Origin of the sequence: Mesorhizobium sp. WSM4906 (genome assembly GCF_029674625.1) — a bacterium.
Lineage (GTDB): Bacteria > Pseudomonadota > Alphaproteobacteria > Rhizobiales > Rhizobiaceae > Mesorhizobium.
In genome coordinates, this window is record NZ_CP121355.1 from 689,540 (window position 1) to 704,989 (window position 15,450).

The following is a 15,450-nucleotide window of genomic DNA, read 5'->3' on the forward strand; positions in this document are numbered from 1 at the left end:
TCCCGGTCGTCATTCTAGGGCGGAGCAAGGAGCGAAGCGACGCGCGCAGACCCTAGAATCCATGCCGTTACGCTAACGCGTTGCAACGGTTACAGAATTCTGCACTGCCACACTCTGCGGCAGAGGTCACGGAATGGATCTTCGGGTCAAGCCCGAGGATGACGACGTCACGGGGCCGGTTCGGCCGATCTCCAACGTCGGCGCCATTCGGACAAGGCGATCGCGTATGGCTTTCTGAGCTCAGATAACCGGCATGTCCTGATCGGCGTCATCCTCGGGCTTGACCCAGGACAAGATCGAGGATGACGGCGTTGCGTTGGCCTTCGCCGATAAACCCATACGTCATTGCCCTCGATGCCACGGGGCGGGAATAATTTTCGGCAAATATCAGGAGTTCCTGAAACTCCGAGCAGCCCCGCCTCGTATGATTCCCGGTCCTCCCCAATAAGGCCGCGACGGCTTCCGGCGCGACGACGCCGGTGTTTGGGAGGCCGTCCGGCAGACCGGGGTCCCCGCGGGCGGGACCCCGGTCTTTCCTGTCACTCCACGACGGCGCTGTGATCGACCTTGGCCGGCGTGCCGGGCTTGCGCAGCAGCAGCACCAGCGGGATGGCGGCCAGGGACAGGATCATCATCAGCTTGAAGTCGTCGACATAGCTGATGATCGTCGCCTGCAGCGTGACCAGGCCGTCGAGGGCCGCGCGGCCGGCGGCGGTGTAAGGGCTGAGCGCCTGTGCGATCGTCGGGTCGGCGAAGGCCTGATTGTAGGGCGTCACATAGTCGGCGATGTCGGCGTGGTTGATCTGCTGGTTCTGCGTCAGAAGCGCGGTGACGACCGAGATGCCGACGCTGGAGCCGATGTTGCGCGACAGATTGTAGAGGCCCGTGCCTTCCGCGCGCCTTTCCGGCGCCAGCGTGGCGAAGGTGATGGTGGTGAGCGGGACAAACAGAAAGCCCAGCCCGGCGCCCTGGATGAAGCCGGTGCTGACGATCGTCCATTGCGAGACGTCGGGCGTCCAGCCGGTCATGTCGTACATCGCCCAGGCGGTGATCGTGAGACCGATGAAGAGCAGCCAGCGCGTGTCGACCTTGCCGACCAGCCGGCCGACGAGGAACATACAGGCCATGGTGCCGAGGGCGCGCGGTCCCATGACGATGCCGGCGGTCACCACCGGATAGCCCATCAGCGTCTGCAGGTAGGGCGTCATCAGCGCCAGCGAGGCGAGATAGGTGATGCCGATGATGAAGATGAACACCATGCCGACGGCGAAATTCCGGTCGAGAAAGAGCCTTGGATTCACGAAGGTGTCGCGAGCGGTGAAGGTGTGGACGATGAAGATGTAGAAGGCCGACACGCAAACCAGCGCCTCGACGATGATCTCGGACGAGGAGAACCAGTTGAGCTGCTCGCCGCGGTCGAGGAACATCTGCAGCGAGGCGATGGCGACGCTGAGCATGCCGAAGCCCAGCCAGTCGAGCCTGGCCTTCAGGTCGAGCTTGGTTTCCTGGACGAACATCGAGACGCCGGCGAAAGCCAGCGCGCCGATCGGCACGTTGATGTAGAAGACCCAGCGCCAGGAAACGTTTTCCGTCAGCCAGCCGCCGATGACCGGGCCAAGCACCGGGCCGACCATCACCGAGACGCCGAACAGCGCCATGGCCGAGCCGCGCTCCTCGACGCTGTAGATGTCGAGCAGGATGCTCTGCGAGAGCGGAACAAGGGCCGCGCCGAACAGGCCCTGCAGCAGGCGGAAGCCGACGATCTGCGTCAGCGACTGGGCAAAGCCGCACAGCACCGAGGCGACGACGAAGCCGGTGATGGCGACCAGCAGGATGCGCTTGCGGCCGAAGCGGTTGGCAAGATAGCCGGAGGGCGGCGTCATCACGGCCGCGGCGACGATGTAGGAGGTGAGCACCCAGTTGATCTGGTCGGCGCTCGCCGAAACGCTGCCCTGGATATAGGGCAGCGCCACATTGGCGATGGTGGTGTCCAGCGCCTGCATGATGACCGCCAGGATGACGCAGGCGGTGATGGCGCCGCGATTGGCGACCGCAGGCGCGCCTGTCGCGGAAGCTGTGCTCATGACTTCTGCCCGAAACGCTTGACGAGGTCGGTGACGAAATCGGGCAGGCCGCGGGCATGGCCGGTGTCGATGCTGACCACGGCGCTCATGCCGCCCCTCAGCGGTGGCTTGCCTTCGGCATCGTCGATCGTCACCCGCATCGGGATGCGCTGCACGACCTTGACCCAGTTGCCGCTGGTGTTCTGCGCCGGAAGCAGCGAGAAACTCGAGGACGAGGCCGGGCTGATTGAGCCGACCTCGCCATGCCAGACTTCGCCCGGATAGCCGTCGATGCTGATCGTCGCCTTCTGCCCGGGCCGGACATAGGTGAGCTCCGTTTCCTTCGGCTCGGCCGCGATCCAGATGTCGGTTGACGAGACCAGGCTGAAGGCCGGCTGCGAGGCCGGCAGGTATTTGCCGACCTGCAACGCGTCGACATTGGTGACGATGCCGTCGAACGGCGCCTTGACCACCGAGTCGTTGAGGTTGCGCTGAGCGTCGTCCACGGCCGACTGCGCCTGAAGATAGAAAGGGTTCCTCTCGACCGGCTGGCTGGCGTCGCCGCCAAGCTGGGCGAGCGTCGCCTGCGCCTGCGCCTTGGCGACCGTCACTTTCTGGCGGGCGGCGACGAGATCGTGCTGGGCCTGGTCGAAAGTCGCCTTCGAGGCGGTGGAGGTCTTGAGCAGATCCTGCTGACGCTGGAAGGCGGACTCGTAATAGGGGATGTCGGCCTCGGACTGCTCGATCTGCGCCAGCGACTGCTGGTAGCTCGCCTGCAAGGTCAGCACCTGGTTGCGCACGGTGCCGAGCTGCGCCTGAGCACCGGCGAGCGCGGTCTCGAACGAGGCCGGCCGCAACCGGAAGAGCACCTGGCCCTTCTTCACCGCCTCATTGTCATGCACGTCGATCTCCTGCACGGTGCCGGAGACGTCGGTTGAGACGCCGAGCGACTGCGCCTGGATATAGGCGTTGTCGGTGGTCATGACCTGGCCGCCGACAACGTAGGAGTAGCCGCCGACGGCCAGCGCGACCGGGAGCAACGCAAACAGGACCGGCCGGGTCAGGCTGCGCCGCGGCTTCGCTGGGGCTGGCGGGGCGATCGTCACGGCGGCCGGCTTCGGCTGTGCCGAAGGGGCCTCCAGCGTGGCGGGTTCCGGGGTGACGGGCGCTTCCAACTCGCCGTTCTCTGCGACGGGGTTGCCACCCCGCCTTTGCTCGCGCTGGCTGTCCAGACGGATGACGTGGTCGCTCTTTCTTTCGCCGGCGTTGTCGCCTTCGGCGGGCTTTCTCGGTGAAGTTGGTTCAGACATGGACTTTCTCCCGGTCGGCGGCCGGCTGGGCGCAGGCCTCGAGCAGATTGGATTTGATCAGGCAAAGGGTTTGCAGCAGCTGTTGCTGCGCATCCGCGGAAAGGCCGGCGAAGGCCTCCTCGCGCGTCTTCAGGCCGTTGCTGCGCATCACTTCGATCAGCGGATGCACCCGCGGGGTCAGGTAGAGGAGCCACGCCCGGCGATCGGCAGGATCGGGCCGGCGCTCGATGAAGCCGCGCGCCTCCATCTTGTCGAGCAGCCTCGCCAGCGTGATCGGCATGATCTCGATGAGGTCGGCGACCTTGTTCTGGTGAATGCCTTCATGCCGCGACAGGTAGGCCAGCACCTGCCATTGCGCGCGGGTCAGGCCCGAGCTGCCCGAACGCTGCTCGAAACGCTTCCTGAGCAGGCACGCGACATCGTGCAGCACGAAGCTGATATTGGGCGAAGAGGGCATGGGAGGAGACCGGAGTCGGCGGACAAACTTTCGTGAGCATGCTTATTATCATCATGCACATAATCCTGCTGGACGCCGCGCGCAAGACCGGTTAAGCCGCCTGGAGCAAATGTCGCATCGGTGTGGCGCAACGAAAGGAGCCGACACGGGCGGGCGAAAAGATGAAGATGAACCGGCTCAGAATCGCGATCGTGGCTGCCCTGTTTGGGTGCGCGTTTCCCGCGGCCGCCAAGGAGGCGGTGAGCTGCGGCGGCGCGGCGATGCTGGGCGGCGCGCAGCTCAACTGCAGCCATGTGCAACCCAAGGCGCCGCCGCAGTTCTGCACCTTCAGCTGGGCACTGCACACGATGGGCGGCGACCAGAAAATCGTCGAGGGCAGCTTCTCCTTGCCGCCCGGCGCAGCCAATGTCCAGGTCTACCAGGGCAGCGGTTTCGACAGCGCGCTCTCGAACCCGATCGTGATCTGTCGCGGCAGCCATTGAGCATGGTTGGTGCCGTGACCGGATCACGTTAGTTTGATCGGCGCAACAGCTTAACCGTGCCCGCCAAATCGTGGACCGACCCGATGACCGGACCTAATCCCCACATCAAGCATCCGATTGCGATGCATCCGCGCGTCGGCTTCCTGAAGCCGCTGGTCAACGCGCCGAACATCGAGATCGGCGACTTCACCTATTACGACGACCCGGAGGGGCCCGATAAATTCGCCGAGAAATGCGTGCTGCACCACTATCCCTTCATCGGCGACAGGCTGATCATCGGCAGGTTCTGCGCGATCGCCGAGGGCGCGCGCTTCATCATGAACGGCGCCAACCACGCGATGTCCGGCTTCTCGACCTATCCGTTCAACATCTTCGGTCATGGCTGGGAGGAAGGCTTCGACCAGGAGACCTGGTCGAAGGAGATCCGTGGCGACACGATCGTCGGCAACGACGTCTGGATCGGCATGGATGCGATAATCATGCCGGGTGTCGAGATCGGCCACGGCGCCATCGTCGCGGCGAAATCGGTTGTCACGCGCGACGTGCCGCCCTATGCGATCGTCGCCGGCAATGCGGCCAAGGTGGTGAAGATGCGCTTCGACGAATTCACGGTGCGGCGGCTTTTGAAAGCGGCCTGGTGGGACTGGCCGGTCGACAAGATCAGCCGCAACCTCAACGCCATCCGTGGCGCCGACATTTCCAAGCTGGAGGCCGCCGTTTGAACGCGCCGGATAGAACCACGAACGAAACGGCGATCAGTCCGGAACTGTTCACCCGCGCGTGGATCTTCATCCGCGGCGTGCCTTCGATGAAATTCCTGCCGCCGGAGGGGCCGCCGGAGATCGCCTTCGCCGGCCGCTCCAATGTCGGCAAATCCTCGCTGATCAACGCGCTGGTCGGCCAGAAGGGCCTGGCGCGCACCTCCAACACGCCGGGGCGGACGCAGGAGCTCAATTATTTCGTGCCGGACGGCTTTTCCGGCGAGGGCGCCGACCTGCCGCCGATGGCGCTGGTCGACATGCCGGGCTATGGCTACGCCAGCGCGCCGAAGGACAAGGTCGACGCCTGGACGAAGCTGATCTACGAATATCTGCAGGGCCGCGTGACGCTGAAGCGCGTCTATGTGCTGATCGATGCCCGCCATGGCATCAAGGCCAAGGATGAGGAAGTGCTGTCGCTGCTCGACAAGGCGGCGGTGTCCTACCAGATCGTGCTGACCAAGACCGACAAGATCAAGGCGGCCGGCGTGCCAAGGCTGATCGAGGAGACGCTGGCCAAGATCAAGAAGCGGCCGGCAGCGTTTCCAGCGGTGCTCGCGACCTCGTCGGAAAAGGCTGCAGGCCTCGACGAGCTGCGCGCGGCGATCGCGCTGGTGGCGAACGGCGGCTGAAGACGCGCCGCGAATGCGCGTCTGATTGAATAAGGCGGGCAGGATCAAAGCCGTATCTGCTCAGCTTGGCCCACCCGACCCCTGCTCAATCCGTCTCGTCGCGCTCCGGCGCGTGGTCGCGCCGGCCGGTCAGGATTTCGCGCTTGCCGACGTGGTTGGGAGCGCCGACCAGGCCTTCCTTCTCCATGCGCTCGACCAGCGAGGCGGCGCGGTTGTAGCCGATGCCGAGGCGGCGCTGGATGTAGGAGGTCGAGCATTTCTTGTCGCGCTTGACCACCTTGACGGCTTCCTCGTAGAGGGCGTCGCCATCCTCGGCGTCGATCGAGCCCTTGTCGAAGACCGGACCGGTGTCGGCCGCCTCTTCCTCCGCCTCCTCGTCGGCGGTGACCGTATCGAGATATTCCGGACGGCCTTGCGCCTTCAGATGCGCCACGACGTGCTCGACCTCCAGGTCGGAGACGAAGGGGCCATGCACGCGCGCGATGCGCCCGCCGCCGGCCATGTGCAGCATGTCGCCCTGGCCGAGCAACTGCTCGGCGCCCTGCTCGCCAAGGATGGTGCGGCTGTCGATCTTCGACGTCACCTGGAAGGAGATGCGGGTCGGGAAATTGGCCTTGATGGTGCCGGTGATGACGTCGACCGACGGACGCTGCGTGGCCATAATCAGGTGGATGCCGGCGGCGCGCGCCATCTGCGCCAGCCGCTGGATGGCGCCTTCGATCTCCTTGCCGGCGACCATCATCAGGTCGGCCATCTCGTCGACGATGATGACGATGTAGGGCATCGGCGCGAGGTAGATTTCCCGTTCCTCGAACAGCGGCTCGCCCGTGCCTTTCTCGAAGCCGACCTGCGTTTGCATGACCACGACCTCGCCGCTGTCGCGGGCGGCGGCGGCGCGCTGGTTGTAGCCGTCGATGTTGCGCACGCCGAGGCGCGCCATCTTGCGGTAGCGCTCCTCCATCTCGCGCACCGCCCATTTGAGCGCCGTGACCGCTTTCTTGGAATCGGTGACGACGGGCGTGAGCAGATGCGGGATGCCGTCATAGACGGACAGTTCCAGCATCTTCGGGTCGACCATGATGAGGCGGCATTCCTCCGGCTTCATCCGGTAGAGCAGCGACAGGATCATGGTGTTGATGGCGACCGACTTGCCGGAGCCGGTGGTGCCGGCGACCAGCAGATGCGGCATCTTGGCCAGATCGGCGATGACCGGCTCGCCGCCGATCGTCTTGCCGAGGCCCAGCGCCAGCCTGCAGGACGTGTTGCGGAAGCCGGCCGATTCGATCAGCTCGCGGAAATAGACCGTCTCGCGGGTTTCATTGGGCAGCTCGACGCCGATGACGTTGCGGCCCGGCACGACGGCGACGCGCGCCGAGATGGCCGACATGGAGCGGGCGATGTCGTCGGCCAGCCCGATGACGCGGCTCGACTTCACTCCCGGCGCCGGCTCGAACTCGTAAAGCGTCACGACCGGACCCGGCCGGACATGGATGATCTCGCCCTTGACGCCGAAATCCTCGAGCACGCTTTCGAGCAGGTCGGCGTTCTGCTCCATCCGCTCCTGCGACATGTAGAAGCCCTGGCCCTCAGGCGGCATCTGCAGCAGATCCTCGGATGGAAGCTCGTAACCGGCCGGGACGGCCGAAGGCGCGACCTTGCCGGCGACCGGCAGGGAGGGCGCGGACCTCGCGGTCCGGGCGCTCCTTGCAACGGCAACCGGCGCGGCGTCCGCCGCTTCGGGCGCGCGCGGTTCGGTCTCCAACGGAGCGGGCCGGGCGGCGGGCGCGACGGCCGGCGCCGTCACCGAGGCAGGGCTTGCGGTCGGCCCATTCGAGCGCCACTCGATGACGCGGTAGAACGAAATTGCCTCGCCTACCGAGGCGGAGCGAGATGGGCTCGGCTGCGCCGGCGCAGGCCTCGCCGGCGCGGGAGCGATGGGCGGCTGCGCCGGATCGTGCAGGCGTGCCCGCGCCAGGCGTTCGGCGAGCAAAGGCATGCTGAATTCGAAGAACGCATCGTCGGAAAGGTAGGACCAGCGGAATTTCGGCTGCGGCTTTTGCGCCGGAGCGGCGACCGCCTGGGGCGACGTGGTGATGGCCTGCTGCGGCCCGACTGCGGAGGCAGCGGCGGGAACTGCCCGGGTCGGATTTGCCGTTTGAGCCGCCGGCGGCGCAGGACGGGTGGAATCGCCGGCGGGAGCCGCCGTTTTGGCCGACGCTTCGTCGTCAGGCTGCACTGCTGGCCGCTTGTCGGAATCCGGGGTGCGGGTGAAACGCACATTGGGCGCGAGGAAGAAATATTGCTGCCAGGGCTGACGGGCGAACTCGCCGCCGCCAGCCGAATCGAACGAGGCTGTGTCCGATTCGCCTCCGATCGGGTCCCGCAGCGTGACAACCTGCCCCGTTTGGCCCTGCCGCGGCGAGTCCGCGCCTTGCCCGCCCGCCTCGGCCGCACGACGGTGATCGTCGTTGTCGTAGGCGGAAACACCGGAAAGATTGGCACGGGAGAAACGCATGGATGTCATACTCGAGACTCGTCGAACGGAGGTATCCCGAGACATAGAAAGCGATGGTTAACAAGACCTTCCAACGGGCTCGCGAAGGAGCAAGGGGCGGGAGCCTAGGATGGTGTAGCGCCGCGTTCCTTCACACCCCCGTCTGTCCTGCCGGACATCTCCCACACAAGGGTTACGGCATGCACACATTTCCAAGCGACTGGTCTTTGGCGATAGCGTGCATGGCAGCTTGGCGCATGCATTGTCTAATGTAGCGCTGGTCGACCCCCACTCCGTCTCGGCTTCGCCGAGCCACCTCTCCCCCGATCGACGGGGTAGAGGAAAGGCGCCAAGCCTCTTGCCGCCAGCGCTCGTCCAGCAAGGCTCCCTTCCTTTCCCGCCGGAGGGGGGAAAGGTGGCGCTGCGAAGCAGCGACGGATTGGGGGAACCACGTGGCAATCAACCCTCAGGTCGATCAGTCAATCACGGAAGATGTGTGCATCCCCTAGCCCCACGAGGGGGGAGATTGGCAGCGCCGCGCCGTCCACTGCGACGAACCCGACAGGCAGCTCGGTCAGGCCGGTTCCGACGCCTGCTCCTCGGCGGTAAGCGTCGCGGTGCCGTAGGCCTTCAGGAAGACGTTCACGCCGGAGCGCACGACATGGTCGATCTCGGCCTGGGTCGGCGCCTTGGTACGGTAAGAGAAGATGCACTGGCGAAACAGCCCGGCGAGGCAAAGGTCGGTAAGCTGATAGGCGGCGAGGTCAACATCCTCGATCTTCAACAGGCCGCGCTCGACAGCGGCGTTGAGGAAGGCGGCGACCTTGTCGTGGCCGCGCTTGGGGCCGCGCTCGTAAAAGCGCGCGCCAAGCTCGGGAATCCGGTCGGACGCGCCGATCACGGTGCGCTGCGCCTGTATGACCTTGGCCGAGGTGATCTTCATGACCAGCACCTTGCCAAACTTCACCAGCGTCTCGCGCAGGTCGTCGGCGTGGTCCAGGACGTCATACATATTCTTGAAGATGGTGCCGCGCTCTTCCTCGATGAGGGCCTCGAACAGTTCTTCCTTGTTGGCGAAATAAACGTAGATCGTGCCCTTGGAGACGCCGGCCTCGCGCGTGATGTCGTTCATGGATGCGGCCTCGAAGCCCTTGTCGATGAAGACGCGGCGCGCGCCCTCGATGATCTGGGCCCGCTTGACCGGATCCTGGCCGGCTGCCGGACGGCCTTTGCGCAGGTCGAGCAGATCGCTATCTGCTGTCGTTTCGACCATTGAAGTCATACCTCACGAAATATTTCGAACCAGGCGGTTCGATTTGCTCTTGATATGGGCCTCTTTACGCGCTATGTCAATCATCAATTCGAACCGAACGGTTCAGTCTGACTGACTTACCCAGAGAGATTATCATGTCCTCGAACGCGCCCGCCACTGCCGAAGTCCGTAATTTTCCCAACGCCAAGGTCCAGCCGTCGACCGAAGCGCCGGAAGTTCCTTTGCAGCCCACTCCCGTCGCTCCCGTCGAAGCGCCCGCCAAGAAGAAGCGTTCGGTCCGCTCGTTCCTGCTGCCGATCATCGGGCTTGCCCTCCTCGGCGCCGGCTCCTGGTACGGCTACAACTACTGGGCCGACGGCCGGTTCATGATCTCCACCGACGACGCCTATGTCCAGGCCGACATGTCGTTCGTGTCGCCGAAAATCTCCGGCTATGTGGATAAGGTGCTGGTGAGCGAGAACCAGAGGGTCAAGGCCGGCGATCCGCTGTTCGTCATCGACGACGGCGACTACAAGATAGCCGTTGCCCAGGCCGAGGCGCAGATCGCGACCTTGGCGAAGACGCTCGACCGCATCGACGCGCAGACCAAGGCGGCACAGGCCTCGTTGGCGCAGGCGCAGGCGCAGAAGATCGCCGACCAGGCGGCGGCCGACAACGCAGCGCGCGCCCAGGACCGCGCGGCGCAGCTGCTCAAGACCCATGTCGGCACGCAGGCGCAGTTGGACGACGCCCAGACCGCGCTCGACCAGGCCAAGGCGGCCCTTGCCGGCGCCGACGCGCAGATCACCGCGGCCCAGGCCAATATCGGCGTGCTCGAAGCCCAGCGCGCGGAGCAGGCAAGCACGCTCGCCTCGCTGCAGTTGACCCGCGACAAGGCCCAGCGCGACCTTTCCTTCACCGTGCTCAAGGCGCCTTATGACGGCGTCGTCGGCAACCGCTCGGTCGAGCAGGGCGACCTCGTCAGCCCCGGCCAGAAGCTCGCCGTCGTCGTGCCGATGGACAAGCTCTACATCGTCGGCAACTTCAAGGAGACGCAGCTTGGCCGGCTGGTGCCCGGCGAGAAGGTCCGCATCACGGTCGACGCCATCGACGGCCAGACCTTCGAGGGCACGGTCTCGTCGCTGGCGCCGGCCTCGGGTGCGGTGTTCTCGCTGCTGCCGCCGGAAAACGCCACCGGCAACTTCACCAAGGTCGTGCAGCGCGTGCCCGTGCGCATCGACGTGCCGGCCGACGTGCTGAAGACCGGCAAGCTGCGCGCCGGCCTGAGCGTCATCGTCGCCGCCGACAGCCGCACCGCGCCGGCCGCGACGACCAACTGAGCAGTTTGGGGGGGCGGTTCGGCGGCCGATCGAGCGCCGGGCCGCCCAGCCTGCCAGCTATTTGTTTCGATGCAATTCCGGACGGAAACCACTTTGCCGGAATTTGCTCCAGGGAGGCCATGACATGGCAACCGCGACCATCACAGCAGGATCAGTGCCGGCACGGCCGGCAGCCGCCGCGCCCGCCGACCACATGCCGGTGCGCCGCGTCATCGCCTTCCTGGCGATGGTCTTCGGCATGTTCATGGCGATCCTCGACATCCAGATCGTCTCGGCATCGCTGGCCGAGATCCAGGCGGGCCTCAGCGCGAGCTCCGACGAGATCCCGTGGGTGCAGACCGCCTATCTGATCGCCGAGGTGGTGATGATCCCGCTGTCGGGCTTCCTCAGCCGCATGCTGTCGACCAGGGTGCTGTTCACCATCGCCGCCGCCGGCTTCACCGCGGCCAGCGCGCTCGCCGCGACCGCGACCAACATCGACCAGATGATCGTCTACCGCGCCATCCAGGGTTTCATCGGCGGCGGCATGATCCCGAGCGTCTTCGCGGCCGCCTTCACCATCTTCCCGCCGTCGCGCCGCGCCGTCGTCTCGCCGATGATCGGCCTGGTGGCGACGCTGGCGCCGACCATCGGCCCGACGGTGGGCGGCTATATCAGCCACGCCATGTCCTGGCACTGGCTGTTCCTGATCAATGTCGTGCCGGGCATTTTGGTGGCGACGGCGGCCTGGTCGCTGATCGATTTCGACAAGCCCAACCTCAAGCTGTTCTCGAAGTTCGACTGGTGGGGCCTGATCGGCATGGCCGCCTTCCTTGGCTGCATGGAATATGTACTGGAAGAAGGCCCGAACCATGACTGGCTGCAGGAGCAGGCCGTCTTCGTCTGCGCCGTGATCATGACCGTCGGCGGCGTCATTTTCTTCTGGCGCGTCTTCACCGCTGAGGAACCGATCGTCGACCTCAGGGCCTTCAGCAACGTCAACTTCGCCTTCGGCTCGCTGTTCTCCTTCGTCGTCGGCATCGGCCTTTACGGGCTCACCTATCTCTATCCGGTGTTCCTGGGGCGCATCCGCGGCTACGATTCGATGATGATCGGCGAAGCGCTGTTCGTCAGCGGCCTGGCCATGTTCTTCACCGCACCCGTTGCCGGCATCCTGTCGAACAAGATCGATCTCAGGCTGATGATGATGATCGGCTTCTTCGGCTTCGCCACCGGCACCTGGTGGATGACGCATCTCACCGCCGACTGGGATTTCTACGAGCTGCTCGTCCCGCAGATCCTGCGCGGCTGCTCGATGATGCTGTGCATGGTGCCGATCAACAACATCGCGCTCGGCACTTTGCCGCCGGAGCGCTTGAAGAACGCGTCGGGCCTGTTCAACCTGACCCGCAATCTCGGCGGCGCGGTCGGCTTGGCGATCATCAACACGGTGCTGATCGACCGCAACGCCTTCCACTACGCAAGGCTCTCCGAGCATGTCGAGTGGGGCAGCCAGGCGGCGCAGACCAAGCTGCAGAACATGACGCTGAACTTCGAGCAGACCGCCGGTCTCGACGCCACCAGCGCCGCGATCTCGAAACTGTCCGGCATGGCGCATCAGCAGGCGGCGCTGCTGTCCTTCATGGACGTCTTCTTCATGCTGACGGCGCTGTTCGCCACGCTCGGACTGCTCGTGCTGTTCATCAACAAGCCGGCCGACCAGCGCGGCGGTGGCGGCGGAGGCCATTGAGGAAGCCGGAACCCCCGCCTGGCATCCTCACGCGCGACCCCGGAAATCGTTGCCGATTTCCGGGGTCGTTTCTTTTTGGATAAAGGGAAGCGCTGCCTCAGGCGGCTGCCGGCTTGAAGCTCAGCGCCACGCCGTTGATGCAGTGGCGCAGCCCGGTGGGCGGCGGGCCGTCGTCGAAGACATGGCCGAGATGGCCGCCGCAACGCCGGCAATGCACCTCTGTGCGCGTCATGCCGAGCGAACGGTCCTCGGTCTTGCCGATGGCGTTGGGAATCTCCTGCCAGAAGCTCGGCCAGCCGGTGCCGGAATCGAACTTCGTTTCCGACGGATAGACCGGGAGGTCGCAGCCGGCGCAGGCGAAGATGCCCTTGCGGTGCTCGTTGAGCAGCGGGCTGGTGCCCGGATATTCGGTGCCCTCTCTGCGCAGCACGTCGAAGGCAGCGTCCGAAAGGATGGCGTGCCATTCGGCATCGGTCTTAGTGACCTCGAAGGTCTCGGCGGCCAGAGCAGGCTTGGCGCCGCCCATGCGCAGCGCCGCTCCGGTTCCGACGGCGAGGGCGGTGGCGGCGGCACCGCTCCAGAGAAAGTCGCGACGGTTCATGGCCGTTCCTCCTGACATGATCTTACAAACTAGGACGCCGCCGGAAAGTCAAAAGCCGGTGACGGCCCGCCTGCGCCACCCCGCATCGACCCAAGCCCTGGCGATGCGGAGCGGCGCTTGACGGCAGCGCGGATCGTGGGAGAGAGAACCGTGCGGCCGGCGGGGACACACCTCACTTCGCCGGCCGCACGCGCTTTGTTACATCTTCGGCAGAAGAACCTTGTCGACGACGTGGATGACGCCGTTCGACTGGCGCACGTCGGCGATGGTGACATGGGCGACGTTGCCGTTCTCGTCGGTCACCGTGACCTTGCCCTTTTCCGACTTCAGCGTCAGCGCGCAGCCGCCGACCGTCTTGACCTCATGCGCGCCGCCATCGGCCTTGGCCATCTTGGCGACGTCGGCGGCCATCGCCTTGGCGGCGATGACGTGGCAGGTGAGGATCTTGGTCAGCTTGTCCTTGTTCTCGGGCTTCAGCAGCGTCTCGACCGTGCCGGCAGGCAGCGCGGCGAACGCCTCGTTGGTCGGGGCGAAGACGGTGAAGGGACCGGGGGTTTGCAGCGTGTCGACCAGGCCGGCGGCCTTGACGGCGGCGACCAGCGTGGTGTGGTCCTTCGAATTGACGGCATTCTCGATGATGTTCTTCTTGGCATACATCGGCGCGCCGCCGACCATCGGATTGGCGGCATAGGCAACGGCGCCGAGCGCGGAAAGGCCGATCGCCGATGCAAGCAAAAGGGTGGCGAGTTTACGCATGATATCAGTCTCCTCGGGTTGTTTTTCCCATCCTTGGGAACGCGAGGAGATACGAGGCGTCAAAAACTTAGTTTCGCGAGCCTCGATATTTTTCATTCGCCGATCTGAATTCGGATGCGCCGTACTTAAGCACACGGAATCGCTTCCGCCCAACGGCGATAGGCAGATAGACTTCGGTTAACCTTGAAAATTTCCGGCGATCAGATGCCCTTCAGATCGCCGGCGGCGACGACGGGGCCTGTCGGCTGGCCGGTCGGCGAACCGCCGGCCGGCTCGAGGCTGACGGCGAGCACGGCGCCCTGCGCCAGCTTCCGCTGGACGGCGGGCGTGACCGCCATGCGCGCGGTCTGGCCAGCCGGGATGACGCCCATCGAGACCGGCGCGTTCTTGCCCTCGATCATCCACAGCTCGAAGTCCTTGCCGGCGCTTCGCTCGCCGGAAACCAGCGAGAGGCCGACCTCCTGGCGCGCCGCGTCATAGACGGCGAGGTATTTGACGTTGCTGTTGTCGGCGGCGAGCGAGGCGACCAGCCTGGTCTCGGGGGGCGGCAATGACGGATTGACGAAGGGCAGGGCGACAAAGACGGCCAAAGCGGCAAGCGCGGCGGCGGCAAGCCCGCGCCAGAAGGCGAGGCTCCCCAGCAGGCCGGTGCCGGGAGCGGATGCGGCGGCCGAAGAGGCAAAGAGCCGGCGGTCGATCGCCGCCTTGACCGAGGCCGGAGGCTCGACCGCGGCATAGGCGGCCGCCATCGGCGCGAAGTGGACCTCCCAGGCATCGACCAGGCGGGCAAACGCCGTCTCGGTGTCGATGCGGCGCGAAGCGATCTGGCGTTCGTCGGCCGACAGAACGCCAAGAACGTATTCGGCGGCGAGCAGGTCGTCGCCTCCGCGTTCCGGTCCGTTGTCTTCCGCCAGCGTCATCTTTCCAGACATTCTCTCAGTTTGAGCAGGCTTCGCCGCAGCCAAGTCCGCATGGTGTTCAGCGGAACCTTGTAGCGCTCCGCCAGCTCGGCATAGCTCTCGCCGTTGAGATAGGCGCCCCGGACCGCCGCAGCCCGGTCCTTCTCCAATTCGTCGAGGCAATGGTGGATGCGTTCGGTCTCGCCGCCCGCGACAGCCATGGCCTCAGGCCCCGGCGCCGGATCGGCGACATCGAGCGCCGCATCGATGTCGGCAGAAGGACCGCGCCGCGCCCTGATGCGATCGATCGAATGGTTGCGCGCAATGGCCACCAGCCAGGAAATCGGGCTCAGATCGGAAACCGCGAATCGGTCCGCCTTCGTCCAGATCTTGACGAAGACCTCCTGCAGCGCTTCTTCCGCCTCTGCCCTGTCCCTCAATACACGAAGACAGATGCCGAAAAGTTTCCCGCTGGTCTGCTTGTAGAGCAGATCGAACGCAGCCCGGTCCTTCATCGAAGTCCGGACGATCAGCTTGCTGATGTCCTGAGGCCCCATGCGGGCAAATTAGAAGATTGCGATTTATTTGCAACGGGGCGCCAAGGCCTTTGTCCGCAAAGATTTATCATGCCGTCGGTCTGTCGAATCCCGATTCCGATTTGCCGCTTCATGCGATAG

At 65.1% G+C, this 15,450-nt stretch carries 14 protein-coding genes; 5 read left to right on the forward strand and 9 right to left on the reverse strand.

The window, feature by feature from the left end:
- Positions 1-539 precede the first annotated feature (539 nt).
- From QAZ22_RS03175 to QAZ22_RS03185, 3 genes are read right to left on the reverse strand one after another with little or no spacing between them, the layout of a single operon-like run.
- Positions 540-2,084: a DHA2 family efflux MFS transporter permease subunit gene (locus tag QAZ22_RS03175; RefSeq protein WP_278205530.1), complete on the reverse strand. Its 1,545-nt coding sequence runs from the start codon at positions 2,082-2,084 to the stop codon at positions 540-542.
- Positions 2,081-3,373 carry an efflux RND transporter periplasmic adaptor subunit gene (locus QAZ22_RS03180; RefSeq protein WP_278205531.1) on the reverse strand — a complete coding sequence of 431 codons (1,293 nt, stop codon included), beginning with the start codon at positions 3,371-3,373 and terminating at the stop codon, positions 2,081-2,083. Before QAZ22_RS03180 ends, QAZ22_RS03175 begins: the two co-directional genes overlap by 4 nt.
- A complete protein-coding gene (locus QAZ22_RS03185) occupies positions 3,366-3,830 on the reverse strand; it encodes a MarR family transcriptional regulator (RefSeq protein ID WP_278205532.1) in 465 nt (154 codons plus the stop codon). Before QAZ22_RS03185 ends, QAZ22_RS03180 begins: the two co-directional genes overlap by 8 nt.
- A 161-nt stretch (positions 3,831-3,991) precedes the next feature.
- Here QAZ22_RS03185 and QAZ22_RS03190 point away from each other — a divergent pair, with 161 nt between their 5' ends.
- The 3 genes from QAZ22_RS03190 (at position 3,992) to yihA (ending at position 5,702) form a co-directional block, all read left to right on the forward strand.
- Positions 3,992-4,312, forward strand: coding sequence for a hypothetical protein (locus tag QAZ22_RS03190; RefSeq protein WP_278205533.1), 321 nt, complete (start codon positions 3,992-3,994; stop codon positions 4,310-4,312).
- Between the two features lie 83 nt (positions 4,313-4,395).
- Positions 4,396-5,034 (forward strand): CatB-related O-acetyltransferase, encoded by a 639-nt coding sequence (locus tag QAZ22_RS03195; RefSeq protein ID WP_278205534.1) that lies wholly within the window; start codon positions 4,396-4,398, stop codon positions 5,032-5,034.
- A gap of 86 nt (positions 5,035-5,120) precedes the next feature.
- On the forward strand, positions 5,121-5,702 hold the full coding sequence (yihA, locus tag QAZ22_RS03200) for a ribosome biogenesis GTP-binding protein YihA/YsxC (RefSeq protein ID WP_278207776.1): 582 nt from the start codon (positions 5,121-5,123) through the stop codon (positions 5,700-5,702).
- 85 nt (positions 5,703-5,787) lie between these two features.
- Here the strand turns inward: yihA and QAZ22_RS03205 are convergent, their stop codons facing one another.
- A complete protein-coding gene (locus QAZ22_RS03205) occupies positions 5,788-8,217 on the reverse strand; it encodes a DNA translocase FtsK (RefSeq protein ID WP_278207777.1) in 2,430 nt (809 codons plus the stop codon).
- 553 nt (positions 8,218-8,770) lie between these two features.
- On the reverse strand, positions 8,771-9,469 hold the full coding sequence (locus tag QAZ22_RS03210; protein WP_278205535.1) for a TetR/AcrR family transcriptional regulator: 699 nt from the start codon (positions 9,467-9,469) through the stop codon (positions 8,771-8,773).
- A gap of 134 nt (positions 9,470-9,603) precedes the next feature.
- Between QAZ22_RS03210 and QAZ22_RS03215 the strand changes: the two genes are divergently transcribed.
- Positions 9,604-10,788 (forward strand): HlyD family secretion protein, encoded by a 1,185-nt coding sequence (locus QAZ22_RS03215; RefSeq protein ID WP_278205536.1) that lies wholly within the window; start codon positions 9,604-9,606, stop codon positions 10,786-10,788.
- A 124-nt stretch (positions 10,789-10,912) separates the two neighbouring features.
- Complete coding sequence (locus QAZ22_RS03220) at positions 10,913-12,517, forward strand: DHA2 family efflux MFS transporter permease subunit (protein ID WP_278205537.1); 1,605 nt, start codon at positions 10,913-10,915, stop codon at positions 12,515-12,517.
- 97 nt (positions 12,518-12,614) lie between these two features.
- Here QAZ22_RS03220 and msrB read toward each other — a convergent pair whose 3' ends face one another.
- From msrB to QAZ22_RS03240, 4 genes are all read right to left on the reverse strand, one after another.
- Positions 12,615-13,118, reverse strand: a complete 504-nt coding sequence (gene msrB, locus QAZ22_RS03225; RefSeq protein ID WP_278205538.1) for a peptide-methionine (R)-S-oxide reductase MsrB — start codon at positions 13,116-13,118, stop codon at positions 12,615-12,617.
- A gap of 198 nt (positions 13,119-13,316) precedes the next feature.
- On the reverse strand, positions 13,317-13,874 hold the full coding sequence (locus QAZ22_RS03230; RefSeq protein WP_278205539.1) for a fasciclin domain-containing protein: 558 nt from the start codon (positions 13,872-13,874) through the stop codon (positions 13,317-13,319).
- Positions 13,875-14,074: 200 nt separating this feature from the next.
- Complete coding sequence (locus tag QAZ22_RS03235; RefSeq protein ID WP_278207778.1) at positions 14,075-14,794, reverse strand: anti-sigma factor; 720 nt, start codon at positions 14,792-14,794, stop codon at positions 14,075-14,077.
- Entirely contained in the window at positions 14,791-15,330 is a 540-nt protein-coding gene (locus tag QAZ22_RS03240; protein WP_278205540.1) for a sigma-70 family RNA polymerase sigma factor, read from the reverse strand. The genes QAZ22_RS03235 and QAZ22_RS03240 overlap by 4 nt, the downstream gene beginning before the upstream one ends.
- Positions 15,331-15,450 lie beyond the last annotated feature (120 nt).